Annotated in this window: 21 protein-coding genes; 16 read left to right on the forward strand and 5 right to left on the reverse strand. The window is 55.5% G+C overall.

The genetic code is table 11. The features are described from left to right. The first annotated feature begins 1 nt into the window (after position 1). The 4 genes from YWK_RS0109000 (at position 2) to yajC (ending at position 4,085) form a co-directional block, all read left to right on the forward strand. A complete protein-coding gene (locus tag YWK_RS0109000; RefSeq protein WP_026964529.1) occupies positions 2 to 1,444 on the forward strand; it encodes an anti-sigma factor domain-containing protein in 1,443 nt (480 codons plus the stop codon). A 145-nt stretch (positions 1,445 to 1,589) separates the two neighbouring features. After that, entirely contained in the window at positions 1,590 to 2,681 is a 1,092-nt protein-coding gene (gene queA / locus YWK_RS0109005; protein ID WP_026964530.1) for a tRNA preQ1(34) S-adenosylmethionine ribosyltransferase-isomerase QueA, read from the forward strand. Positions 2,682 to 2,706: 25 nt separating this feature from the next. Further along, positions 2,707 to 3,804, forward strand: a complete 1,098-nt coding sequence (tgt, locus tag YWK_RS0109010; RefSeq protein WP_415782767.1) for a tRNA guanosine(34) transglycosylase Tgt — start codon at positions 2,707 to 2,709, stop codon at positions 3,802 to 3,804. Between the two features lie 2 nt (positions 3,805 to 3,806). After that, positions 3,807 to 4,085 carry a preprotein translocase subunit YajC gene (gene yajC / locus YWK_RS19125; protein WP_051375406.1) on the forward strand — a complete coding sequence of 93 codons (279 nt, stop codon included), beginning with the start codon at positions 3,807 to 3,809 and terminating at the stop codon, positions 4,083 to 4,085. A 67-nt stretch (positions 4,086 to 4,152) separates the two neighbouring features. Here the strand turns inward: yajC and YWK_RS0109020 are convergent, their stop codons facing one another. After that, positions 4,153 to 4,545: a TIGR04086 family membrane protein gene (locus YWK_RS0109020; RefSeq protein WP_026964532.1), complete on the reverse strand. Its 393-nt coding sequence runs from the start codon at positions 4,543 to 4,545 to the stop codon at positions 4,153 to 4,155. A gap of 229 nt (positions 4,546 to 4,774) precedes the next feature. Between YWK_RS0109020 and YWK_RS19130 the strand changes: the two genes are divergently transcribed. Further along, positions 4,775 to 5,515, forward strand: coding sequence for a DUF421 domain-containing protein (locus tag YWK_RS19130; RefSeq protein ID WP_245578570.1), 741 nt, complete (start codon positions 4,775 to 4,777; stop codon positions 5,513 to 5,515). On the opposite strand, the gene spoVB is transcribed toward YWK_RS19130, so the two are convergent. Next, on the reverse strand, positions 5,507 to 7,087 hold the full coding sequence (gene spoVB / locus YWK_RS0109030) for a stage V sporulation protein B (RefSeq protein WP_026964533.1): 1,581 nt from the start codon (positions 7,085 to 7,087) through the stop codon (positions 5,507 to 5,509). The two genes, YWK_RS19130 and spoVB, sit on opposite strands and share 9 nt — an antisense overlap. A gap of 158 nt (positions 7,088 to 7,245) precedes the next feature. Between spoVB and YWK_RS0109035 the strand changes: the two genes are divergently transcribed. From YWK_RS0109035 to YWK_RS0109070, 9 genes are all read left to right on the forward strand, one after another. Continuing rightward, positions 7,246 to 7,506 (forward strand): post-transcriptional regulator, encoded by a 261-nt coding sequence (locus tag YWK_RS0109035; protein WP_245578571.1) that lies wholly within the window; start codon positions 7,246 to 7,248, stop codon positions 7,504 to 7,506. A 122-nt stretch (positions 7,507 to 7,628) separates the two neighbouring features. Next, a complete protein-coding gene (gene secD / locus YWK_RS19135) occupies positions 7,629 to 8,918 on the forward strand; it encodes a protein translocase subunit SecD (protein WP_051375407.1) in 1,290 nt (429 codons plus the stop codon). Then, a complete protein-coding gene (gene secF, locus YWK_RS19140; RefSeq protein WP_035466551.1) occupies positions 8,915 to 9,826 on the forward strand; it encodes a protein translocase subunit SecF in 912 nt (303 codons plus the stop codon). The genes secD and secF overlap by 4 nt, the downstream gene beginning before the upstream one ends. Positions 9,827 to 9,925: 99 nt before the next feature. Then, positions 9,926 to 10,867 carry a cation diffusion facilitator family transporter gene (locus YWK_RS19145; protein WP_245578572.1) on the forward strand — a complete coding sequence of 314 codons (942 nt, stop codon included), beginning with the start codon at positions 9,926 to 9,928 and terminating at the stop codon, positions 10,865 to 10,867. 38 nt (positions 10,868 to 10,905) lie between these two features. Next, the gene (gene recJ, locus YWK_RS0109050; RefSeq protein WP_169727162.1) at positions 10,906 to 12,849 is read left to right on the forward strand and encodes a single-stranded-DNA-specific exonuclease RecJ; all 1,944 of its coding nucleotides are present in this window, start codon (positions 10,906 to 10,908) and stop codon (positions 12,847 to 12,849) included. 125 nt (positions 12,850 to 12,974) lie between these two features. Continuing rightward, positions 12,975 to 13,490, forward strand: coding sequence for an adenine phosphoribosyltransferase (locus tag YWK_RS0109055; RefSeq protein WP_026964536.1), 516 nt, complete (start codon positions 12,975 to 12,977; stop codon positions 13,488 to 13,490). A gap of 63 nt (positions 13,491 to 13,553) precedes the next feature. Then, positions 13,554 to 15,710 carry a RelA/SpoT family protein gene (locus YWK_RS0109060; protein WP_026964537.1) on the forward strand — a complete coding sequence of 719 codons (2,157 nt, stop codon included), beginning with the start codon at positions 13,554 to 13,556 and terminating at the stop codon, positions 15,708 to 15,710. 69 nt (positions 15,711 to 15,779) lie between these two features. Beyond that, positions 15,780 to 16,229: a D-aminoacyl-tRNA deacylase gene (dtd, locus tag YWK_RS0109065; RefSeq protein ID WP_026964538.1), complete on the forward strand. Its 450-nt coding sequence runs from the start codon at positions 15,780 to 15,782 to the stop codon at positions 16,227 to 16,229. Between the two features lie 90 nt (positions 16,230 to 16,319). Then, a complete protein-coding gene (locus YWK_RS0109070; protein ID WP_026964539.1) occupies positions 16,320 to 16,949 on the forward strand; it encodes an MBL fold metallo-hydrolase in 630 nt (209 codons plus the stop codon). Positions 16,950 to 17,953: 1,004 nt separating this feature from the next. Here YWK_RS0109070 and YWK_RS0109090 read toward each other — a convergent pair. Further along, positions 17,954 to 18,208, reverse strand: coding sequence for a hypothetical protein (locus YWK_RS0109090; protein ID WP_026964540.1), 255 nt, complete (start codon positions 18,206 to 18,208; stop codon positions 17,954 to 17,956). 169 nt (positions 18,209 to 18,377) lie between these two features. Here YWK_RS0109090 and YWK_RS0109095 point away from each other — a divergent pair, with 169 nt between their 5' ends. Beyond that, complete coding sequence (locus YWK_RS0109095) at positions 18,378 to 18,863, forward strand: hypothetical protein (RefSeq protein WP_026964541.1); 486 nt, start codon at positions 18,378 to 18,380, stop codon at positions 18,861 to 18,863. Between the two features lie 92 nt (positions 18,864 to 18,955). Here the strand turns inward: YWK_RS0109095 and YWK_RS20970 are convergent, their stop codons facing one another. Further along, entirely contained in the window at positions 18,956 to 21,859 is a 2,904-nt protein-coding gene (locus YWK_RS20970; RefSeq protein WP_051375408.1) for a peptidase G2 autoproteolytic cleavage domain-containing protein, read from the reverse strand. Between the two features lie 234 nt (positions 21,860 to 22,093). Further along, positions 22,094 to 22,756: an FMN-dependent NADH-azoreductase gene (locus YWK_RS0109105; protein ID WP_026964542.1), complete on the reverse strand. Its 663-nt coding sequence runs from the start codon at positions 22,754 to 22,756 to the stop codon at positions 22,094 to 22,096. Between the two features lie 285 nt (positions 22,757 to 23,041). On the opposite strand from YWK_RS0109105, the gene YWK_RS19160 reads away from it, so the two are divergent. Then, on the forward strand, positions 23,042 to 23,284 hold the full coding sequence (locus YWK_RS19160; RefSeq protein ID WP_035466552.1) for an aspartyl-phosphate phosphatase Spo0E family protein: 243 nt from the start codon (positions 23,042 to 23,044) through the stop codon (positions 23,282 to 23,284). Positions 23,285 to 23,418 lie beyond the last annotated feature (134 nt).

Below are 23,418 nucleotides of genomic sequence, written 5' to 3' on the forward strand. Positions count from 1 at the left end.
GATGCGCCGTCGAGGGATTGTGATGGATTTGACGGTGGATTCCGCAGTCGTGTTATCTGCGGACGGAGAATTTTGCAGGTTGCCGCGCAGCGCCGACATGGCCGTGGGCAGTGAGGTTTCCTGGGAGTCCCACGATGTGGCCCCAAACCGTGGAGCGAGAGCGCGGCGCTGGGGATTTTCTGGAATCTGGTATCGCGTTGGCATCGCGGGTGCGGCAGCGTGTCTGGCGATTGCGGCCGGCGCGTGGTGGAGCGTCGGTGTGGAGCACCCGGTGGAAGCGTATGCGCGCGTTTCCATTGACATCAACCCGAGCGTCGCCGTCACCGTGAATTCGCAGATGGTGGTCATTGACGCGACGGGGATGAATGCAGATGGCCGACGATTGGTGTCCCAATTGAAATTGAAAGGTGAACCCTTAAAACGTGCTGTTTCGGACGTGCTGAATGCTGCTGCACAAGACGGCATGCTGCCGGACGCAGACACCATCCTGATTTCGGCAGCACCGGCGCAGTCGAATGCAAAGGTGGATCAGACGGCCGAGAAAATCGCGACGCAAGCCGAACAAGATGTGCAGTCGGCCATCTACAGCAATCCACTGGTGCAGAAACACCACCCGAAGGTGTATGCGCTGGGACTGTCGAGCATGATTTGGAGCGCGGCGAATCAGGCGAACATATCACCTGGGAAATTGGCCGCATACCTGATTGCGAGTACCGAAGGACAGTCGGTCAGTCTGAACCAGTTGCAGGGTGAAACACTCGGTAGCATCCTGTCGAGCACCAAGTCGAAATCAGCGATGCAGGTACTTCATGCGAACGATGTTGAACAAATTGAAAAATGGCTGAAACAACTGCCAGTTCCTACACCTTCGGTTGTCACAAGTAACGCAGTTCCGAGCCTAGGCCATGCGCCGAGCGAAAAGGTGTCCAGCAACCGACCTGCAATACCGAGCGCCTCGGAGCACAAGGGTTCATCTGCACAGACCGTCGTCGGAAATCATCTGAGCGTTGGTGGTCCATCCTCAAATCACACTGGCAAAGGTCCAGGAACTGGGACGGGCAACCAGGCTTCGAATAAGGCGCAAGACTCAGAGAACAGTGTTACCGTACATCTGGGGAACAGTGTGATCACTGTCCCCCTCGGTGTTCTCCTGCTGCCTAGCGTCAATTCACAGGCGCACGAGCAGACTGGTGGTTCGAAGAATGACGACAAGGGCAATCACCATGTCAACATGGACAGACCGTGGAATGATATCCGAGCGGACGATGAGAAAGAGACAGCAGCTTCTGCTGCCCTGGGTGGCCCAGGTTCGTCTGGAAACTCAAAGAAGCACGACAAGGAAAAGAAGTGTGGGCATTGCCACCCGTCAACAAATCACTCAAAAAGTGAATCAAAAAACGGTGGACTGCTCAGTGGACTATTCGGTTTATTACGGAATCATTAAGCTACTTATTCGATGAATACCAACGGACGCCAGCGAATGCAGGTGTCCGTTTTGCATGTGCGCACGGCACGAGCCGCTGATTTGGGACATTGTCTGTGTTCGCGTATAATAAGACCCGCACGTACAGATTGAAAGGTGAATGAGAGTGCTGGTTGAAGAATTTGATTACGACTTGCCGGAGGAATTGATTGCACAAACGCCTCTCGAACATCGAGAAGACTCGCGGTTAATGGTGGTCGATCCGGTCGCACACACCATGGTCCACAGCGAGTTTCGCCGTCTGCTGGACTACCTGCGTCCTGGAGATCTCCTTGTGTTCAACAATTCCAAGGTGATTCCCGCTCGACTTTACGGTAAAAAATCCGACACTGGAGCCAACGTAGAACTGCTGTTGACGCGCCCGCGCTCCGACGTGGAGTGGGAGGCCATGGCAAAACCTGCGAAACGCTTGAAACCGGGGACCAAGATTGTGTTCCGCAAACCTTCGGAGGACAACGTCGTGGGCGACGTTGAGTCGGAAAACGTCGCGGTGGTCACGGACGTACTCGACGGGGGATTGCGCCTTGTGCGTTTCGAAGTGTCCGGCTCCTTCGACGACTTTTTGCAAACATACGGAACCATGCCGCTTCCTCCATACATACAGACTCCCCTGAAAGAACCGTCGCGCTACCAAACGGTTTACGCGGAACCGGCTGGGTCTGTCGCCGCGCCGACCGCGGGCCTGCACTTTACCAAAGACTTATTGGCGAAAGTGCGCGAAGCAGGGGTGGAGACGCGCTTCGTGACCTTGCATGTGGGAATTGGCACGTTTCGTCCGGTGCAAGTGCAGGAAGTCGAGAAACACGTGATGCATACGGAAACCTACGAAGTGACCGAGGAGACCGCTCGTGCGGTGGCACAGGCAAAAGCGGACGGCCGTCGAGTGATAGCCGTAGGAACGACGGCGCTGCGCACGCTCGAGAGCGCCGGCCAGAGCGGTAAGGTCCTAGCGGGACGTGGCGAGACGGGGATCTTTATTTACCCTGGTTACAAGTTCAAAGTGGTGGATGCATTGATCACCAATTTTCACTTGCCGAAGTCCACGTTGATTATGTTGGTTGCCGCCATGATGGGAAAAGAATTTACGTTGGCTGCTTATCGCGAAGCAGTGGCGCAGCGTTATCGTTTCTTTAGCTTTGGAGACGCGATGTTCATCACCAGGAGGGCTGAACTTGTCACATCCGCCAGTTCGGTATGAGTTATTGCATCGATGCTCGAGAACCATGGCTCGGCGCGGACGCGTCCACACGCCGCACGGTACGATTGAAACCCCTGTATTCATGCCTGTGGGGACCCAGGCTACAGTAAAGACCATGGCACCGTGGGAGCTCGCCGAAATCGGGGCCGGCATCATCCTGTCCAACACGTACCATCTGCACTTGCGCCCGGGTGAAGAATTGGTGCGTGCAGCCGGTGGTCTGCACTCGTTTATGCAGTGGAACGGCGCCATTTTGACAGACAGCGGCGGGTTTCAGGTGTTCAGTCTGTCGGATTTGCGGAAAATTACGGACGAAGGGGTCCAGTTTCGCTCGCACCTAGACGGCAGTCCTCGTTTCTTCTCACCGGAGACGGTGATGCAAATCGAAAACGCGTTGGGCGCCGACATCATTATGGCGTTCGATGAGTGTCCACCGTATCCCGCGTCTCGAGAATACCTGGAAGTGTCGTTACGACGCACGCTCGACTGGGCAAAGCGTTGCAAGGCGGCGCATGCCCGGCCAGAGGAACAGGCGTTGTTTGGGATTGTCCAGGGCGGCGAATACCGAGATTTGCGCAAGGCGGCAGCCGAGGCGTTGGTGGACATGGACTTGCCGGGCTATGCTGTAGGAGGACTCAGCGTGGGCGAGCCCAAGCCGCTCATGTACGACATTCTCGAATTTACCACGCCGTTGCTCCCGGTTGACAAACCGCGTTACCTGATGGGGGTCGGCTCTCCCGATGACCTGTTTGAAGGCGTTGAACGGGGCATTGACATGTTCGACTGCGTGCTGCCAACTCGCATTGCACGGAACGGAACGGTGCTCACGTCACACGGCAAGCTGGTCATTCGCAACGCAACGTATGCCAACGATATGAGGCCGCTCGACGAAGACTGCGATTGCAGGGTTTGCCGGACGTTCACACGTGCGTACATCCGGCACTTAATCAAGGCTGAAGAAGTACTCGGCATCCGATTGACCACGTACCACAATTTGTACTTCTTGCTCAAGACCATGGAGCGGATTCGGGAGGCCATTGAACAGAACCGATTCCCGGAGTACAAACAGGAATTTTATGAACGGTACGGGTATAATGATAGAAACGCGGGAAAGGAAGTGTAAGTTTGGGCAACATTATACTGATTGTTGTTATGCTGGTGGTATTTTACGCGCTGCTCATTCTGCCTCAACGCAGGCAGCAGAAACAGCGTCAACAAATGATGCAAAGCATGGGCCCCGGCGCGAAAATCATGACCACCTCGGGGATTTACGGTCGCGTTGTGTCTGTGCAAGATGACATATTGCGCGTGAATGTGGCCGACGGCGTGGAATTGGAGATGGATCCGCGCGCAGTGATGCGAGTTATCGAGCCGGCTCCAGAGGCGGCCAAGTCAGAAGCGTAATTCTGAGCCCGCGCGAAGCGCGGGCCTTTTTGATGGAATGAATCGATGTGGATTGGGGCCTCGGTGCTCAGTCAGAGACGGTGTTGACGCCGATAATTCCTCCAAAACAGCCTATCAGGCACATCAGCAACAACCGAAACAGTCCACTTGGATCCATCGAGAACGTGGTAAATACGACAAGTCCGATACCAATCATGACGAGAGCGTACAACAGGCCAACCATTCCGCCGTAAAACCAGCCTCGTTCCGCAGCAGCACGGCTTCCGGAGATACCGCCGAGAAAGATGGCCAAACAGTGAATCACGTACGCCGCCACGAGTATGTGGCTGTCGCTTGGAGATCCATAATGAGCCCATACTGCGACACACAGGATGCCTACCAGAGCCAGAAACAAGCTCCAAGCCAGACCATAAAGGACGGGAAAGCGCCGGAGGACCCCCATTGTTCCGCGCAACGACATATCCAATGTACTCGCTCCTTTCACAACTGAAATCATTGAGCCCCTGCCTTTGCCTGTCTGACTTATTCATATTCTTGCATGGCCACTGCTATGAAATGATGTGATACAATGAATATACAAAACATTCCAAACATCCTATCGGAATCATGGTGCTGTATGACGCCTCAGAAGTCGTCGATGGTAAGTCAGCCCCCTTCCGGTCATACTATGGCCGGAAGGGGGCTACGTTGTGTTAAAGATACCAATCTGGGAGTTTTGCCTGCGCATTGTCATCCTCTACATCGTCGTCGGGATTGCCTTGCGCGTGATGGGAAAGCGCGAAATTGGACAACTTTCTGTATTCGACTTCGTCGTTTCGGTGATGATTGCGGAGCTGTCCACAGTACCGATGGAGGATACGGATCAACCCTTGATGCAGGCGCTGCTGTCTGTCGGCTCCCTGGTGGCCTTGCAAGTGTTGGTCGCGATAATACAGTTAAAGAGCCGCCGTTTCCGACACCTGATTGACGGTGAACCGACGATTCTTGTGGAACACGGTCAGATTCAGGACAAGGAAATGCGAAAGATGCGGTATACCGTCAACGACCTGATGATGCAACTGCGTGAAAAGGGCATCGCAAACGTAGCGGACGTGGAGTTTGCGATTCTCGAAACCTCAGGAAAACTCAGTGTGTTTCCAAAGGCGGAACGGAGACCCGTGACGCCGGCTGACCTCCACCAGAAAGTGTCTCCTGAGAGCATTCACATGCCTGTGATCAAGGACGGGCAACTGATTCAAAAGACGCTAGACCACTTGCATCGCGACAAACAGTGGCTGCTGCAAGAGTTGAATCGGCGCGGATACAAGCGCGTGGAAGACGTGTTCTTCGCATCAGTGGACCCCGATGGCACGCTGTTCATTGACGCGATGGATAACGGGGATGGGAACAGCGACAAGCGTGAAGGAAACGCCGGCGACGGGTCACATTGAAAACGGAATGGCCGACACCATGATGGACAGCCAACGGCCCACCCGTGGAATGCGGCGAACTCGTCGGGTGGTGATGACGCGTAACATGCACAGCAGGACGAAGTAGAACAACAGTCCAGCACTGATGGCAAACAATAGTTGCAGACCGGACATGTGGTCGTGCGGTGGTGTGAGGATGTGGAAAAATACGGTCATGGCTACGGTAGAAAAGAGAATTTTCGCCGTATCCACGGCGTCAATCGTCAGACCCACAATACGGTTCAAACTCCACAGGTGCAGGATGGCTGTCAGGCACACGGATATTGTCAGCGCCCAGGCGACCCCCCGAATGCTCAGGCGCGGATCGGACGCGAGGACGTAGATCAGCGCCAGCCGGACCACGCCGCCAATGACGTCGTTTCTCATGGCAATCCCCGCGCGGTTCAGCCCCTGTAAAATCGCTGACAAGGGTCCCTGTAGGTACAAGAGAAACCCGGCAGGTGCCATGATGGCCAATATCGGGCCTACCGATGGCTCCTTAAAGATGGTGCGGCACAGGGGCTCGGCGTATAGCCACAGGACGATGGACGTTGGAAGCCCAACCAGCGCTGTCGCTGTCCAACTTTGCACGACTCGTCGGCGTACGCGGTGATGGGACCGGGCCGCCACCGCTTCCGAAACGGATGGAACGAGGTTGGTCCGCAGTGAGCTTGTAAACACGGTTGGGAACACGAGCAACGGGATGGCCATGCCGCCGTACTGCCCGTACAGCATCGTCGCCGTCGCGGTCGTCAGACCCGCGGCGAGGAGCGCCCGCGTGACAAGGACGGGTTCCAGGGCGTAAATGACAGACCAGATGAGCCGGCTCAGCGTGACAGGCGCTGCGACTTCTACAATCGACTTCAAAGTCTTACTGGTACTCTCCATGCTGCGCATCGGTGCATTCGGGAGAATGAGTCTGGGGCGACCACGCCACATGTACTGTGCTGCTAGGAACAGCATGCCTGCCAACTCGCCCAGAACCATCCCCATCATCGCGGCGGCGGCGGCAAACGCCAGTGAGTATTGCATGAAGTACGTGGCCAGCGCCCACACGCTGAGAATGCGAACGGTTTGTTCCAGTATGGACGCCCAAGCCGGGGGCGCCATGTCCTGCAGGCCTTGGAAGTAACCGCGAAAGATGGCGGACACAGCGATGACGGCGACAATTGGAATCATCGCAAGATACGTTGTGTAGGCGTTTGGATCTGTCAACCAATGTTTCTGCACCTGGTGGCGTAGGAGCCACATCAGGACGGTAAACACGGCGGCCATGGTCAGAATGACAGCCGTACTCACTCGAAGGATTCGCTGGATGCGGACGCGGTCGTGTTGAACGTACGCTTCCGCAACGAGCTTGGAGATGGCAATCGGTAGACCCGCTGTCACAAAGGTCATCACGAAACCGAGCAGCGGGAACACCATTTGGAACAGGCCTATCCCTGATGCGCCTATCATACGGGTGAGCACAATTCGGTAGGCAAAGCCCATGACTCGGGTTACGAGCATGGCAACCATCAACACCATGGCTCCGTGCAGGAAAGATCTGTTCATGCCGCGTTCACCTTTCCGATAGCATGTCTCTATGACCATATGCAGTAGAAAGGACCGTTAGTCCGCAGCACTTGTCGAAACAACGCAGGAATCTTCGATGGATTTGTAGAAATAGCTCTTGTCATGAAGGATAGAAGCGTTTCGGTGGAGGGATCAATGTGGAGGACCAACCAACGACAGAGGTGTTTACTTGGGATGCCTACATCCAGGATCTCTTGCCACTTTGTGCTGTGAAAGCCGAAGAGTTCCGCCTACTCGGTTATGAAGAAGTGACCGCGTTCGACGTTCTCGAGTGTGTCCAAGGTACAATGAAGGGAAACCTTGCTTTACATCAAGTGGTTGCTGCTATATTTGGCCTTAGCCCTGGTAAATTTATGAACTATTTGACCATGAACGCGTACAAGGGAAATCTTGGATAACGCTCCGTTTGACGGTGACAAGTTTCCTTATTATACTAGGAAAAGTGTCATGGTGCTTCACGTCTTCAGCCACAGCACCCCGGATTCATTCTGAAAATACTACGCGTTAGGAGATTGTCCGCTTGAAGAACAGAAGCAGCAGGAGATGGGGCCGTTTTGGCCTGTTTTTCGTGATAATCTGTATCGTTGTTGGGCTGACGGCGGGAACGTCCATGAAACTGTGGAATTCCATTCCGCTGGGTTTGGATCTCAAGGGCGGTTTTGACCTGCTGTATCAAATTGAGCCCACCAAAGACCATCCGTTGACGAAAGAGGGCGTGCAGGCTGCGTTACAAGCCGTGCAACTACGCGTCGATTCTCTGGGCGTCTCATCGCCCATCATTGAATTGGAGGACGGAAATCGCATTCGCGTTCAAATCGCAGGCGATTTTGACCAAAATTACTATCAGCAGATTATTGGCGAGCAAGCGAATTTGGAGATTTACGGGAGCGCCACTCTGAATCCGAAGACGGGGAAATGGACGCCAGCTCCCAAGCAGAAGCCACTCGCCACCGGCGCGGACTTGAAAAGCAATTCACAATGGGCTACCGACCAAAACGGACAGAATGTCGTCACGCTGGAATTCAAAGATCCGGCCAAGTGGGAAAAGATCACCAAGGACTACCTGGGTAAGCCGATTTACGTGTTCTTGAACGGCAACCTGTTGACGAATCCGGTGATTCAATCGGTGATGTACGACGGAAAATCGGAAATCTCTGGCGGCGACTTGAATACGCCGGAGAAGTGTGAAACGCTCGCTAAGCAGCTGAACGCTGGCGCGTTGCCATATCCACTCAAGCTGGTGAGTTCGACCAACGTGGGTCCGTCACTCGGTATTGCCTCTTTGAAGGCCACGATGTGGGCCGGGCTTGCTGCAATTCTCTTGATTTTCCTGTTTATGTTGGTCCTCTACCGATTGGCCGGATTGATTGCAGACATTGCCTTGGTGGCGTACCTATACCTGATCTTGTTGACGTTTGCGGGCTTGCACGTCGTGTTGACGCTGCCTGGCTTAGCGGCTCTCGTACTCGGTGTGGGCATGGCGGTCGATGCCAACATCATCACGTACGAGCGCATCAAAGATGAGATGAGGAACGGTAAGAGCTTGCAGTCGAGCGTCATTGCCGGTAACAAGCGCGCGCTGCGCGCCATCATAGACTCCAACGCCACGACGTTCATCGCAGGCGCAGTGATGTACTGGTTCGGACAAGCTGACATTCGCGGATTCGCCATCTCACTGATGCTGAGCATTGTCATCAGTCTGTTGACAGCTGTGCTCTTGAGCCGCGCGATGTTGCTCTTGTTTACCAAGTCGAACGTGGTCAACCACCCCTGGTGGTATGGTGTCGGAAAAGGGGTGGTGCAGAAATGAAGGCGCGGTTTGATATTGTAAAGCGGAAATGGTGGTTCTTTGGCCTGTCCCTGGCTATCACCGTCGCTGGCCTGGTCATCTTCGCCTTGTTCGGATTCAACCTGGGTACGGACTTTAAGGCCGGGTCCCGGGTTCAGCTGCAGTTGAATGAGCCTGTCAACGTTGGAAAAGTCCGCAGTATGTTGAACGATATTGGTTTGAGTGTCGGTGAAGGTTCCATCACCGTTGCCGGGACGCGCGGAGACATTGCTGTGATTCGTTTCCCTACCACGCTGTCACAGGCGCAAATCGCGAAAATCGGAGCCGAGGAGAAAAAGGACTTCCCGAAGTCCACGGGAGACACGGTTGATACTGTCGATCCCATTGTCGCCCGGCAAACCTCTCAGAAGGCCGTCTGGGCCGTGCTGTTGGCCTCTCTGTTCATCGTGGTCTACATGGCGATTCGCTTTGAATACCGCTTCGCCGTGTCTGGAATCATTGCGCTGTTGCACGACGCGTTCATCGTCATGGCGGTGTTTGCGATTTTGCGCCTGGAAGTGGACCTGACGTTCGTGGCGGCGATTTTGACCATCGTCGGTTATTCTATCAACGACACCATCGTCATTTTTGACCGGATCCGAGAGAACATGAACGTGGCGAAGCCGAGGTCGCGCGGCGAACTGGAGCGGTTGGTGGACAAGAGTCTGTGGCAGACCATGTCGCGCTCCATCAATACCGTCGTTACTGTGTTGATTGCAGCGGTGATGCTCTACTTCTTCGGCGGTCAGTCGATTCACAACTTCACGTTTGCGCTGATTGTGGGGCTCGTAAGCGGTGCGTACAGTTCCATCTTTATCGCAAGTCCAATCTGGGTGACTTGGCGAAGCAGAAAGTTGCCAAAGTCCAAACCTGCCGAGTCCGTTGAGTAAATCGAACATCAAACGCGCTCCTGAGGGGGCGCGTTATTCTTCTCCAGCACGTTGGAGAATGCCATGATGCAACAGGGTACCGGGTAAGGAGGACTCCGCGTGATTGAGCAAGATGAAACCCACGTTCGCCAACCAGCCCATCGGGAAGCGGCGGTGGCAGCGTGGATTTCTGTCATTGTCAATGTTTTGTTGATGGTAGCCAAAGGTGTGGTGGGCCTGTGGACCGGGAGCCGCGCATTGTTTGCGGACGCAGCACATTCCGCGGCCGACCTGGCGGGATCCGTGGCCGTGATGATTGGCTTGCGGGTGGCTCGCAAACCACCGGATGAGGATCACCCGTATGGCCATGGCAAGGCAGAGTTGATCAGCACTGCGCTCGTTGCGTGCTTGCTGATGGCCGCCTCTCTTGATGTTGGTTACCGCTCCATTCACGCCTTTTGGTCTGAACCGTCAAAACCGCAGTGGCTTTCGGCGTATGCTGCGATGGCTGCCATTGTGATCAAGGAATTGTTGTACCGATACAACTACCGCCTGGGCAAAAAGTTGAACAGCAAGAGCCTTTTGGCGAGCGCCACGGATCACAGATCTGACGTCTATTCGTCCATTGCTGCGCTGGTGGGGATCTTGCTGTCGCTGGCGGGAGAGTGGCTCGGCGTGCGCTGGCTCCTCTACATGGATGCCGTGGCGGGTGCGTTTGTGGCTCTGCTGGTCCTGAAAATGGGATATGCCATCGCCATGGACTCCACGCAGTTGCTCATGGACCGCGCGGTTGCAGAAGAAGACCTGAAGCCTTATCATGCATTGATTCAGACCATCCCTGGCGTGATTGCGATAGATGAACTTCGCGCCAGAGACCACGGTACATATGTGATTGTGGACGTAAAAATTCAGGTGGACGCCACCATCACGGTGGCGGAAGGGCACGGCATCGCTGCCGAAGTCAAGCGTCAGATGATGCGTGACTTCCCGCGGGTTCACGACGTGTTTGTCCACGTGAATCCAAGTCATTCCAATTCTCGGCAGGAGAGTGAGTGCCCGTGACCACCCCCCTTTGGCGAACAGCACAGGTTGATGACGCTTTGGCTGAACGTATTGCGAGTCGATTTCACTTGCCACACCGGGTGGCCAAGTGGTTGTGCATCCGGAATATCCCTGAAGACAGGATTGCAGCATGGCTTCGACCGGAGTCTTCGGAGTGGCTGAGCTCTGGGGTGTTTTGGGATATGGACGCGGCGGTGAACAGACTGTTGGCAGCCGCTGAAGCCGGAGAGCGCGTCTGCATCGTCGGTGATTACGACGTCGATGGTGTCACCGCGAGCGCGATTCTCGCAACGACAGTGGAAGCCCTGGGCATCACCTGGCGTTGCTTGATCCCTCATCGCGTGGAGGATGGGTACGGTCTGTCACAACGGCTGGTGGACCAGGCCTACGCATTGGGCAGCACCGTGCTCGTGACCGTCGACAACGGGATTCGTGCGCATGAAGCTATCGATTATGCGGTGTCACTGGGCATGGACGTGGTCCTCACGGATCACCATGAACCAGGGGACACCCTGCCCGAGTCCGCGCTGGTGACGTTGCACTGGGCCCGCGCCGATGGCAGTGAGGCACGAACGTTGTCCGGCGCTGGTGTCGCCCGTAAGTTCGCAGATGCATTGTTACGGCGTGCCGTACAAAGTGCCGATGCAACACCGCTGCTGAACTGGCATACGGGACTGGCCGCGCTCGGCGCACTGGCGGACATGATGCCCATGAGCGTGGAAAACCGCAAGTTGGTGAAGGCGGGCCTTTCCTTCTTGCGCCAGTGTGATCACCCAGGTTGGCGGGCGCTTTGCCACGTTGCGAGGGTGGATGCACAGACGCTGTCTGAAACAGCGGTTCTCTGGTCCATTGCTCCGCGTTTAAACGCCGCCGGGCGGATGGGAACAGCCACGGTCGCGCTGGATCTCCTGATGTCCAAGACGGACGAAGAGGCTGCGCCGTTGGCGGAGCGCATTGAAGCGTGGAACCGGGAACGGAAGGAGGACACCGAGCGGGTCTTTCAGGAAGCGCTGGCGCAACATCAGGCACTCGATCCGCACGGCACCTCACCCGTGATTGTGGTCTCGGGACCCTGGAATCTGGGCGTGGCGGGGATTGCCGCAGCGAGACTCGTGAACGCCACGGGGCGTCCGGCGCTGGTTCTCGCGGACGACGGTACCGGACTTCTCCGTGGCTCTGGGCGGGCCTCTGACGGCTTTCCCTTGCACGAAGTCGTGACACAGTGCAAAGATTATTTGGTTCACTTTGGCGGGCACGAAGCGGCGATTGGCTGCGCAGTCGAAAAGGAACAGCTGGAGCAGTTCCGTGAGGCGGTCTGCGCCGCTGCCAAACCGTACGACAAGCGTTTCGGGGCTTCACTCGATGATGAACCCGTTGCTGACGACTACTTACCGCTTGGCGAAGTGACGCTGGAGACCTTGGAGTGGGTGGAACGGTTTGCGCCGCACGGGCCGGACAACCCGCCACTGACGTTCTACGTAGGTCCAGTGACCGTGGTTCAGGTCACGCCGATGGGCGGCGGGAAGCACGCTCGGATTCGCGTGCGAGAAGGAAAGCAGGAATGCGACTTGGTGTGGTTTCGAGCGCCCGAGGATGTGGTGCGTTGGGAACGGGGGTGGACCGTGGCCGCAGTGGTTTCACTCGAGCGCAACACCTGGAAGGGGAGAACCTCTGCACAACTGCGCGTGACGGATGCGTTTGTTCTCCGGAAGCCGTTGTTGCGGCAAGAACTTGGATACTTGTACCGCTTGTTGCACGCACGCCGCAAACTGACGCTGCAGGAGGCGGTCTCTTCGGTGCCGGAGCGCAGTGCGGAGGAGGCGCAAATCGCGCTGGAGACGTTTGTCGAACTTGGGTTTGCCGAACGGACAGAGAGCGCGTATCATGTTGTTGAACATGTTGTCCCACGCGATTTGCGAGACTCCAAACACTACCAAAGTCATCTTCGGCGCTCCGCCAGTGAGGTGCGATTCACCTCGTGACAGAGGCACTTGCCGACATGGATGGACAGTTTCGCGATTTGCAAAACGCAAGCATCTTGGCAGAGTGTTGAGCCCATTCGATGAGGCGTTTGCAAATCGCCTACAGTATGAGAAGGAGCGAGTTTATGGACTGGAAGAGCAAAATTCGGGACATCCCCGACTTTCCACAGCCCGGAATTCTGTTTCGGGATATCACGCCATTGCTTGGGGATGGGCCGATGTACCGCGCCGCCATCGAGCAGCTGGCGCGCTTCGCCAAGGCGCAGGGCGCCGAAGTTGTTGTTGGGCCAGAAGCCCGAGGCTACGTGGTAGGCGCACCACTGGCACACCACTTGGGTCTTGGATTTGTGCCAGTCCGCAAGAAAGGCAAACTGCCGGCCGAGACGGTCGCTGTAGAATATGATTTGGAATACGGGAAAGACACCTTGGAAATCCACAAGGACGCTCTACTGCCTGGACAGCGGGTGGTGGTAGCGGACGACTTGTTGGCGACGGGGGGCACCATTTCCGCCACAGTCGAGCTGGTTCGCAAGCTGGGTGGCGTTGTTGTGGGCGCCGCGTTCTTTATTGAGTTGAAAGCCCTCCAAGGCCGCAAGCGACTACAGGGTATTGCCATTGAAACCCTGGTCCAATATGAATAACATGACGATGCATCAGCGGGCTCACTCATTTTGAGGTGAGCCCCGACGAGGGGAGGTGACGCGTTGGGTATTGATCGGTTGTGTGAACTGGTTTTGACGTACGGCAAGCCGGAAGATGTGGAGCTGATTCGCCGTGCGTACAAGTATGCAGAAGAAGCGCATCGTGGGCAACTGCGCCGTTCTGGAGAACCGTACATTACCCACCCGGTTGCGGTGGCCACCATTCTCGCCGAGTTGCAGCTGGATGCCGTCACACTGGCGGCAGCGCTTCTACACGATGTGGTAGAGGACACGAAAGTCACGGACGAAGAGATTGTGCGCCAATTCGGTGCGGAAGTCGCCGCACTGGTGGACGGCGTGACGAAGTTGAAACGCATCAAGTTTGACTCTACGGAAGAGCAGCAGGCGGAAAACCTCCGAAAGATGTTCATGGCAATGGCCAAGGACATTCGCGTGTTGCTCATCAAACTTGCGGATAGACTGCACAACATGCGCACATTGAAGTTTCAACCGCCGGAGAAGCAGGCGCGAACTGCGCGCGAAACCCTGGAGATTTTTGCGCCATTGGCTCACCGACTGGGGATTTACACGGTGAAGTGGGAACTCGAAGACACTGCGCTTCGTTATCTGAATCCGCAGCAATACTATCGCATCGTCCACCTGATGGCGCAAAAACGCAAAGAACGCGAGTCATACGTCAATGAGATTATGAAATTACTCAGCGAGAAATTGAGCGCGCTGGACATTTCCGCCGAGGTGTCAGGCCGTGCCAAGCATATCTACAGCATTTATCGAAAGATGATGACACAGAATAAAGAATTCAATGAAATTTATGATCTCTTCGCCGTTCGCGTGATTGTCGACAGTGTCAAAGACTGCTATGGGGTACTCGGCGTCGTCCACACACTATGGAAGCCGATGCCCGGACGCTTCAAAGACTACATCGCGATGCCGAAGGCAAACATGTATCAGAGCCTGCACACCACTGTCATTGGCCCGCGGGGCGAGCCGCTGGAAATCCAGATTCGGACCTGGGAAATGCACCAGACTGCGGAGTACGGAATTGCTGCCCACTGGGTGTACAAAGAAGGTGGACAGAAGGCCGATGGTAAGTTTTCGCAGAAGTTGGCCTGGTTCCGTGAAGTCCTGGAGTGGCAACAGGATTTTCGCGACGCGCAGGAGTTCATGGAGACGCTGAAGCTGGACCTGTTTTCGGATGAAGTGTTCGTGTTCACACCGAAAGGCGACGTTATGGAGCTGCCCGCAGGTTCCGTTCCGATAGACTTTGCGTACCGCATTCACACGGATATTGGCAATCGGTGTATCGGCGCGAAGGTGAACGGAAAAATCGTCCCTTTGGACTACCGGCTACGAACCGGCGACATCGTCGAAGTCCTGACGTCTAAGCACAGCTACGGTCCGAGTCGAGATTGGTTGAAAATTGTCCAGTCGTCACAGGCGAAAAGCAAGATTCGGCAGTGGTTTAAGCGTGAGAAACGCGAGGAGAATGTGGCGCGCGGTCGCGAGCTGATTGAAAAGGAAATCGTGAAGCAGAAGCTCGAGCCCCATTTGCTCATGACGCCAGCTGCCATGCAGGACGTCCTTCAGAAATTCAATTTTTCGAAGGAAGAAGATATGTTCGCAGCCGTTGGGTACGGAGGACTCAGCGCGGTACAGGTCGTCACGCGACTGTTGGACAAGTTCCGGCGAGATCATGCGGGACAACCGCTCGACAAGGTTTCTCTGGAGTTGCGGGACAGAGGCAAGACGTCGTACAACGGCGTCCGCGTGCGCGGCGTTGACAACTTGTTGATCCGCTTTGCGCGCTGCTGTAACCCGGTGCCCGGCGACGAGATCATCGGTTTTATCACGCGGGGCCGCGGAGTCTCCGTCCATCGCACGGATTGCCCGAACGTTGAGGCACTGACCAGAGACGAGAACCGCGTGATTGAGGTCGAGTGGGCTGGCAGCGCCGACTCGTCGTACTTGGTAGACCTCGACATCCTTGCGTTGGACAGGCACGGATTGATCAATGAAGTCATGAACGCAGTGGCCGAGACCAAGACGGACATCACAGCAGTCAGCGGTCGCGTAGATGCGAAGAAGATTGCTCACATCTCTCTCACGGTGCGGATTCGCAATTTGGATCACTTGCGGTCCGTCGTAGAGCGCCTGAAACGCATCAAGGACGTGCATGCGGTGCGACGCCTGGTGCAATAGTCGAAGTTCCATCTCGTCGTTCCAGGTGTGAGCGGTCGTCTGGACACAAGTGGGAGTGGGGAGGATTTCATGAGAGTTGTCTTGCAGCGATGCCGCAGTGCCTCCGTGGCGGTGGCCGGCGAGGTGGTCGGGGCCATTGACAAGGGCTATGTTCTGTTGGTCGGTGTGCGGCAGGGAGATACAGAAAAAGATGCGCAGTACCTGGCTGAAAAAATTGCGCATGTACGCGTGTTTGAGGACGAAGACGGAAAGATGAACAAGGACATCCTGACCGTGGGCGGCGAAGTGCTCTCGATTTCGCAGTTCACGCTGTACGGCGACGTCCGTAAAGGTCGCCGCCCGAATTACATGGAGGCGGCACGTCCTGAACAAGCGTCCGTCTTGTATGAAGTGTTCAACGACGAATTACGGAAGTACGGGCTCCGCGTAGCGACGGGCCGATTTGGTGCCATGATGGACGTTTCTCTCGTCAACGATGGACCTGTGACAATCCTTCTGGACAGCCAAAAGACGTTCTAATCTGAGTGTCGTTCCATTCCGGGTGTGACTCCCGTAACCTTGTTTACAACCTTGCATAACCCGGAACAATACCCGCGAGGAGGGGTTCACATGCACATTCAATCGTTTGTCATCAGCCCCATCGGTTCGAACTGTTACGTGCTTGCCGAGTCTCCAGAGCCTGGGGCGCGCGCGGTACTCATTGATCCAGGGGATAGAGCGCTGACACCCGTGTTTGAGTACATTGCGGATCGGCAATTTCAGGTGGAGGCCATTTGGTGCACGCATGGCCACTTTGACCACATGCTAGGGGTGGATGTCGCGAGAGAGCAGTACAAAGTTCCCGTATATCTCCATCGAGCGGACATTCCCGTCTGGGACACTGCGCCCGTAGTGACGGCGCAGTGGCTGCGGCAAACTGTGCCACCCGTCGCGCACCCGGATATCTACTGGGAAGAGGGGACCGTGGTCACACTCGGCGACACTCGCTGGAACATCATACATACACCAGGTCATTCGCCTGGAAGTGTTTGCATTGTCGGAGACCAGGTCGCGTTTACCGGCGATACACTGTTTGCCGGGTCCATTGGTAGAACAGACTTTCCGCTGTCCAGTCCCGAAGACATGCAGGCTTCTCTGCAGCGGCTCCGAACGCTGCCCGAGGATCTCCGCATCTATCCCGGACATGGCGGCCCGAGTTCCATCGGAACCGAATGCAGGACCAATCCATTCTTCATCTGAGCGTCGTTTTTCGCCATTCTGCAAATCGCTGAACATCATCGAGCGAAAGAAAAACGTTGTCTGGTATTTCCGGATAACGTTTTTTTCGTTGTTCGGCGACGTCCGCGTTGTACCCCGAGGGTCTATTTGAACGTAGGTTTGCATACTTTCCAGTAATCTGGACAAGAGTGTAGTAAGGGGGGACAGGCATGCGAGTCAAAGTCGGAGAATGGCGCCGACTCTCTTTACTGGAGCGCTGGCTGATCCTAAATGGCGTGTACGCGTTGCAGACCGGGCGTGGGAAGCTGTAATCGATATGCGAGCTGCACTGGAAATTTGCGGGGAGCGCCGCTGCTCGTTGGCGGTGGATGAATTCGGACAGTCCATGATAGGCAGGTGCCCTCCAGGCTGCTACTGTCTTCGCATACCCTAACAGTGCAACTTGTGATACGTGGGGGTGGATGGGGGTGGCAGGGTTGTCGCCTTGGATTGTCGGATTTCTCGCGATGTTCGCCCTGTTCTTCGTTGTGATAACTGTGGTGCAGGCTCGTCCAGCAACAGAGTTGTGAACTGACAAGCGGTTCGTGCGGACTTCGCGTCAGTCCTCGCGACGGATTTCACCACGAGCGATGTACCAACATTTCAATCGACTGATTCAGTGCGTGTCCCTGTTATGCTCGTGCCTTTACATACCTCAGGTGACCTGTGGATAGACTAGGAACACCATGAGCGACGCGAGGTGGTTCCCGTTGGAAGTGCGATATGAGGCGCGGTGTCGGTACTGTGGAGATTCTTGGGAGATTGACTTGGGGTCAGATTACGTATCTGACGAAGAATTTCTGGAGGTGACGCGCAACAAACCCATGTATGTCGTATGCGAGAACTGCGAGCGGTCGTATTTGGGGTGATTCCAGAGCGCTGTCATCGGTGGCGATGTGCAAGACGCCATCGATTTTGGCGCACGCGAGTGTATCCCAGTGTAAGCCATGCCCCCAACGGTGCGTTTGGACCGTTGGGGGCATGGCTTATTTCGGATGGAACACGTTGTCGGGCAGCGACTGTTGCACGGAGAGTGTGCCCGCGGCAATCGCGTCCGAGGTGAACGGCCAACTGATGTACTTCCAGAAGGGAACCCGGACGAGGAAAGCCCGAAACTTCCGCCGTTTGGAGATAGGTTTGCGATGCTGCATGGCGAGTACGTGGCTCGGGTGTCGATGGTTCCAGGAGAGAATTCGATATTCGGGCTGTCTTGCTGGATGAAGGATGATGAACATCTTCATGTAGACCCCTCCCATCGCTACGGTATTTTACTTTTCTATGTGGAATAAAATGCCAGTCCTAGATACGAGTCACACGAATTGTCGGATGGAGTCTGATTCGAGCTTGAACGTGGATAGATAGCACGAAATGGGGGAATTTAGGGGTATCAGGCAAAAGGAGGCTTCACAAGTGGGATTTCGAACGTGGATGGCCTTGATGGTCCTAGGTTTCACGATTTCGGTCAGCGGCTGTGGGAACACAGGAGCCACAAATCATGCCGCCGGCTTTGCGGCAAACACCAACGACGCTGGCCTCATCCAAACAACAAGGATAGATCCAAAGACGAAGACGTTGTACCTCAAGATTGTGCGGAACCACAGTGTGAAAGTCGGCGGACCCCATGAGTCTCCAACGATTGAATATAAGGCGCAGGAGATTACCATTCCGACGGGGTGGACGGTGCGTGTGTCGGCTCGGGACAAAAACGGGCCTGTGGGTACTTCTATCGTTCGGTACCCGGTTTCTTCAAGCCTAGAACGCTATGGCACGTCCTTTACCGCCGTGAAACCAGGGCGCTATGTCGTGCTGCCAGATGCTTCTGGATCACATGGGTCTGTGTTGGATTACATCACGGTTTCGAACGCTGCAAAGGTTCCTTCCGTTTCTTCGAAGTGATATCAACCTCTGCAGGACGTAAGACCTGCGGCTGGCACGGCACTGCGCCCTACATACACCACGAGGGAGTGGTTGCAGCTTCAGACCGACATCTATCGAAACAGGACGAGAATCTGATTTGGTCCGGTTCGTTCCATGACCCTATAACCTGAACTCGCTGCCGTTGCAATTCCGTCTTCGTTGGGCATGCAATACTCGTCGACACGACACGTCCCATCGTCTCGAACCCGAAGTTTTCCGAGAAGCCCGACGGCAACCCATTCTGGACGCTTTGACCGGGGCAGGTAATTTGTCGTGAAGTCCCAATCCGGATGCAAGATGGGTTGCGTTTCTGTGCGCTCCGGAACGATAACCTGCCCCTCCGAATCGGTAACCGCGGGTACCACGATTTCTTGATACTGCACCCTGCCCCACTCGTCCGTCAAGAACTTGTTTTTCCATCTCAACTCACCGCCGTCAGCCAAAAATGAAGAATCTGCACTGGTAATTCCGAGGATGAACTCGTCGTGACTGTTGGCTTTGCGAATTTTCGAACCTTGCAAAGTGACAAAGTAGCCGACATCGATGGGTTGCCCGGCCACAGTTTCAAACATCTCCCCATAATCCAAGCCACGTCCAAGCCACCCCTGGTCGACGTACCCTTTCCCATCGCTCGAGATTTTTGCTGCCAGACCCTTGACGTTCGAGCTGAGTCCATTTGCCAAGAACCAGGAGTACGCCGCATCTGCATCTCCGTAGCGACCCATCACGTGTGAACCCTCGTACGCTGACGAAGTCTCGACACCCTCAACCGTGGAGGCCATTCCGAGTGCAACGGTGCGAATGCCTTCCGCATGGGAGGCACATCCGTGTGCAGCTGTACTGACTCCTTCCGTATGCGAATACGGTCCATAGGACTTTGTCTGAAGCCCTTCTGCATGAGAAGCAGGTCCGTGTGCTTCTGTTTGCTTTCCTTGTGTGTGAGAAGCTTCTCCGCTCGCGACCGTACTGTCACCGACCGCAAAGGAATTCAAACCGTCGGCAACGGTCTCCACTCCCGCTTGAAGACCACCTCGGAATACAGTGGTCCCGGTGACTGTCAGATTGCCGTTGACATGAAAGTCGCCGTGCAAGGCATTGGACGTGTCTGAGCGCAAGATTTGACTGGCAGAAAGATGGCCTAACTTGCCCGCGTTGGTTGCAAAGTCGGAAGTACTTGCATGTAAGGCGGTATCGGCTACCTTGGTATGTTCCGCGTTCACTGCCGTCTCGGCTCGATTCGCATGGACTGCTGAACCTGCTTTGATGGCTGTGTCGGCATGGACCGCCGTATCTGCATGGACAGTATGCTTCGCTTTTTCAGCCGTTTCCGCACGTACAGCCGTCATGGCTGTATCTGCCGTCGTGGCGGAGTCAGCTTGGACGGCGTGGTCTGCGTGACCTGCATGGTCCGCGTTGTCCGCTGTATTGGCATGATTGGCACCATCTGCTGTCGTTGCGTGATCTGCCGTCTTGGCTTTGTCTGCGGACATCGACGCGTCCGCGTGCAGCGCGTGGTCCGCCCTTGCCGCATGCGCTGCGTTCGTTGCCGTCTCTGCCTCGATGGCAGAATCGGCACGCAATGCATGGGCTGCCGTCCCTGCTTTGTCCGCTTGCGTTGCGGTGTCTGCGTGAACCGCACGGTCCGCCACGCCTGCACGCTCTGCGTCGGTCGCTGTGTCGGTTGTTTTCGCATGGTCTGCCTGCGCAGCGTGGTGGGCCGTTATCGCTTGGTCGGCCTGCTTTGCGTGAGACGCTTGCTCTGCGGTATCGGCTTGTAATGCATGGTCGGCATGTTTGGCACCCTCCGCATGTGCAGCAGTGTTCGCGCGGAGGGAGTGGTCTGACTTTGTCGCGTGATCGGCCTGGTAGGCTGTGTCCGCCACTGTCGCGATATCTGCATGGTCGGCATGGCTCGCTTTGTCCGCTTCCGTCGCGATATCTGCGCGCTTGGCGTGACTGGCCTTGTCCGCCGCTGTCGCGGCATCTGCGTGTTCGGCATGATCAGCGCTTGCTGCGTGATCTGCATGTGCAGCCGTGTCTGCGTGACCCGCAATCGTCGCCGCTCCTGCTTTCACCGCGGTATCCGCGCGCAACGCATTGTCTGCTTCTTTCGCGTGGTCAGCCCTTTTTGCCGCGTCGGCATTTCGGGCGCTGTCTGTGTGCTTCGCATGAGCGGCATCGGTTGCCGTCTCCGCAGTCTTGGCCGCATCCGCCTCCAAAGCGTGGTTAGCGGTCTTCGCGTGGTCTGCCTGCGTCGCCGCATCTGCACGTTCCGCCGTCTTCGCTGTCACCGCTTTAGCGGCGACATCCGCACGTAACGCGTTGTCTGCATTGGTCGCACTGTCGGACGTGGTTGCTGAATCGGCGTGGAGGGCAGTGTCCGCAGTCGCTGCATGATTGGCTGTGGTTGCACTCTGGGCGGTGTCAGCACCCACTGCCCGCACGGCGAGGTCCGCCACCTTGGCGCGGTCCGCGCTCGCAGCGGATTCTGCACGATCCGCATTCGTCGCACAGTCTGCCTTGGATGCTTCCTCCGCGTGAAGGGCATTCAGCGCACGTTCTGCATTTGTGGCCGACTCTGCACGCTCTGTATTCATTGCACGCTCTGCGGTCGCCGCTGAATCCGCACTTCTGGCACGGTCTGCCGTGGTAGCGTGTGATGCCGTCGCGGCGGTGTCCGCAGTCCGAGCCGTCTCGGCTCGCTCAGCGCGCTCTGCGTTTTTTGCGTGTTCAGCTGTATCCGCATGGGTCGCGTTTTCAGCAATGCGCACCCATTCTTCGCCGGTATCACGATATACGTTTCCCGACCGGTTATCTACAAACAGCCTGCCAGCCACCCCAGCTGGGGGCCTGTCTCGTGAACGTGACTCCTGAATCGAAGCGGACGTTCTGTTGTTGAACACGAAGATGCAAGAGTGATTGTTTTTGTTGCTCTTCGGTTTTTTCCCTTTTTCCTTTTTATCTGACTTCTTCATTGTTCTCACTCTCCCCAAGCAGCTTCGGCATCATATGCCTGGGCTTCGCACCAGGGGCACGGCAAAAGCCTGCACATTGGGCACTAGCGACATGAGCGATGTGCTAAATGCTACGACAGTAGGGCAGCACGACTTTGACATCATTGCAACGAAAAAATCCGGGCCTTCGAGGACCCGGATTGTGATCAGATCTCCTGGGTGTACTTCGCCAGAGGTGAGGAAGCGTCGCCCCGTTCAGGATTCGACCGGTGCTGTGTCCTTTGCAAACCTTTTGGCGACTTCCTTCGCCTGCACAATCGCCTTTTCTTGAATTTCCTGGGCTTTTTCAGGCATGAAAGCCATTCCTTCAACAGCGATGGTCTCCACATCGGTGATACCGATGAACGCTAAGACAGCTCGAAGATAGCGGTCACCAAACTCCATGTCCACACCAGGACCTTCGGAATAGATTCCGCCTCGTGCCTGAATGTGTACGGCTTTTCGACCCATCAGGAGTCCAACAGGGCCGTTTTCGGTGTATTTGAACGTCTTGCCCGCAATCATGATGGTATCGATAAATGCTTTGAGTCTTGGAGGGATGCTGAGGTTCCACATGGGGCTGACGAATACGTACTTGTCGGCACCCACGAATTGCTCAGTCAGTTCGTTGATGCGCGTGATTTTGTCTTGCTCAGCCAAATTTAACGATTCAAAAGGGGTACCTTGTCGAAGCTTGTCCCAGCCACTCAGGACATCGCCATCGATTTCTGGAATGTTCATTTGGAAGAGATTGAGTTCCACAATTTCATCCTTAGGGTTTTCTTCACGGTATGCTTCTAAGAAAGCTTGTCCGACCTTCAATCCAAAGGATGCTTCCACAGGTTTTGGATTCGCCGTAATGTAGAGCAATTTCGCCATGACTACCATCCCTTCGTTGTTTGCATGTCATACGATGCATTTATAAGCTACTATAATAAAATAAGTTAGTCAACTTGAAATAAGTGACAACCGTTGAGAACGTCTCGACACTTTCCGGTATGTGTTCACATCTGCCATGAGAACTCGGATACCCGCCAAGAAATTTGGAAGAGAAAGCGCATACAATTTGAACGATTTGTGAAACGACGGCGTTCGTCAATTTTCGCGATGAGATCGTGGTATCCTGTGCCATGTGTTGGATGAACAGCGGAAGGGTGTCGATGAATGGTTGCGGCCGACAAAATCGTGGAGTTTTTGCGGAGAAAAATGGTTAAGATGGCCGAAAAAAAGGGGAGCTTGACGCACCCTGAAGTTCTCGCCATCAGTCAACAGCTAGATCGGTTTATTGTGAAGATGCAGCGGCGTGGAATGCAGCCCACCGGCGTTCGCCGTGGTTATTCACATCGACGGTTCTGGACCCCGCAGTTATCGCCATCTTCCCGGTCTGGCCAGCGGGCCAACGCGTAAGACTCGTACCAAACACACGATGATCTCGAAATCCGGTGATATGGCTGCCAACCAAGGCCCGTAGGCTGGACGTGGCCGTTCGTCACCTCATCATCAGATATAACCCGTATGAAACGACCACATCGCAGAGAACG

The sequence above is a fragment of the Alicyclobacillus pomorum DSM 14955 genome, assembly GCF_000472905.1.
Taxonomy (GTDB): domain Bacteria; phylum Bacillota; class Bacilli; order Alicyclobacillales; family Alicyclobacillaceae; genus Alicyclobacillus_A; species Alicyclobacillus_A pomorum.

Bases quoted from the DNA above. Each gene is read 5' to 3' on its own strand.
- YWK_RS0109105 (WP_026964542.1), bottom strand. From the start codon at position 22,756: ATGGCGAAATTGCTCTACATTACGGCGAATCCAAAACCTGTGGAAGCA.
- tgt (WP_415782767.1), top strand. From the start codon at position 2,707: ATGGCTCGGCGCGGACGCGTCCACACGCCGCACGGTACGATTGAAACC.
- YWK_RS20970 (WP_051375408.1), bottom strand. From the start codon at position 21,859: ATGAAGAAGTCAGATAAAAAGGAAAAAGGGAAAAAACCGAAGAGCAAC.
- secF (WP_035466551.1), top strand. From the start codon at position 8,915: ATGAAGGCGCGGTTTGATATTGTAAAGCGGAAATGGTGGTTCTTTGGC.
- spoVB (WP_026964533.1), bottom strand. From the start codon at position 7,087: ATGAACAGATCTTTCCTGCACGGAGCCATGGTGTTGATGGTTGCCATG.
- dtd (WP_026964538.1), top strand. From the start codon at position 15,780: ATGAGAGTTGTCTTGCAGCGATGCCGCAGTGCCTCCGTGGCGGTGGCC.
- YWK_RS19160 (WP_035466552.1), top strand. From the start codon at position 23,042: ATGGTTGCGGCCGACAAAATCGTGGAGTTTTTGCGGAGAAAAATGGTT.
- YWK_RS0109020 (WP_026964532.1), bottom strand. From the start codon at position 4,545: ATGTCGTTGCGCGGAACAATGGGGGTCCTCCGGCGCTTTCCCGTCCTT.
- YWK_RS0109000 (WP_026964529.1), top strand. From the start codon at position 2: ATGCGCCGTCGAGGGATTGTGATGGATTTGACGGTGGATTCCGCAGTC.
- YWK_RS0109055 (WP_026964536.1), top strand. From the start codon at position 12,975: ATGGACTGGAAGAGCAAAATTCGGGACATCCCCGACTTTCCACAGCCC.
- YWK_RS0109070 (WP_026964539.1), top strand. From the start codon at position 16,320: ATGCACATTCAATCGTTTGTCATCAGCCCCATCGGTTCGAACTGTTAC.
- YWK_RS0109090 (WP_026964540.1), bottom strand. From the start codon at position 18,208: ATGAAGATGTTCATCATCCTTCATCCAGCAAGACAGCCCGAATATCGA.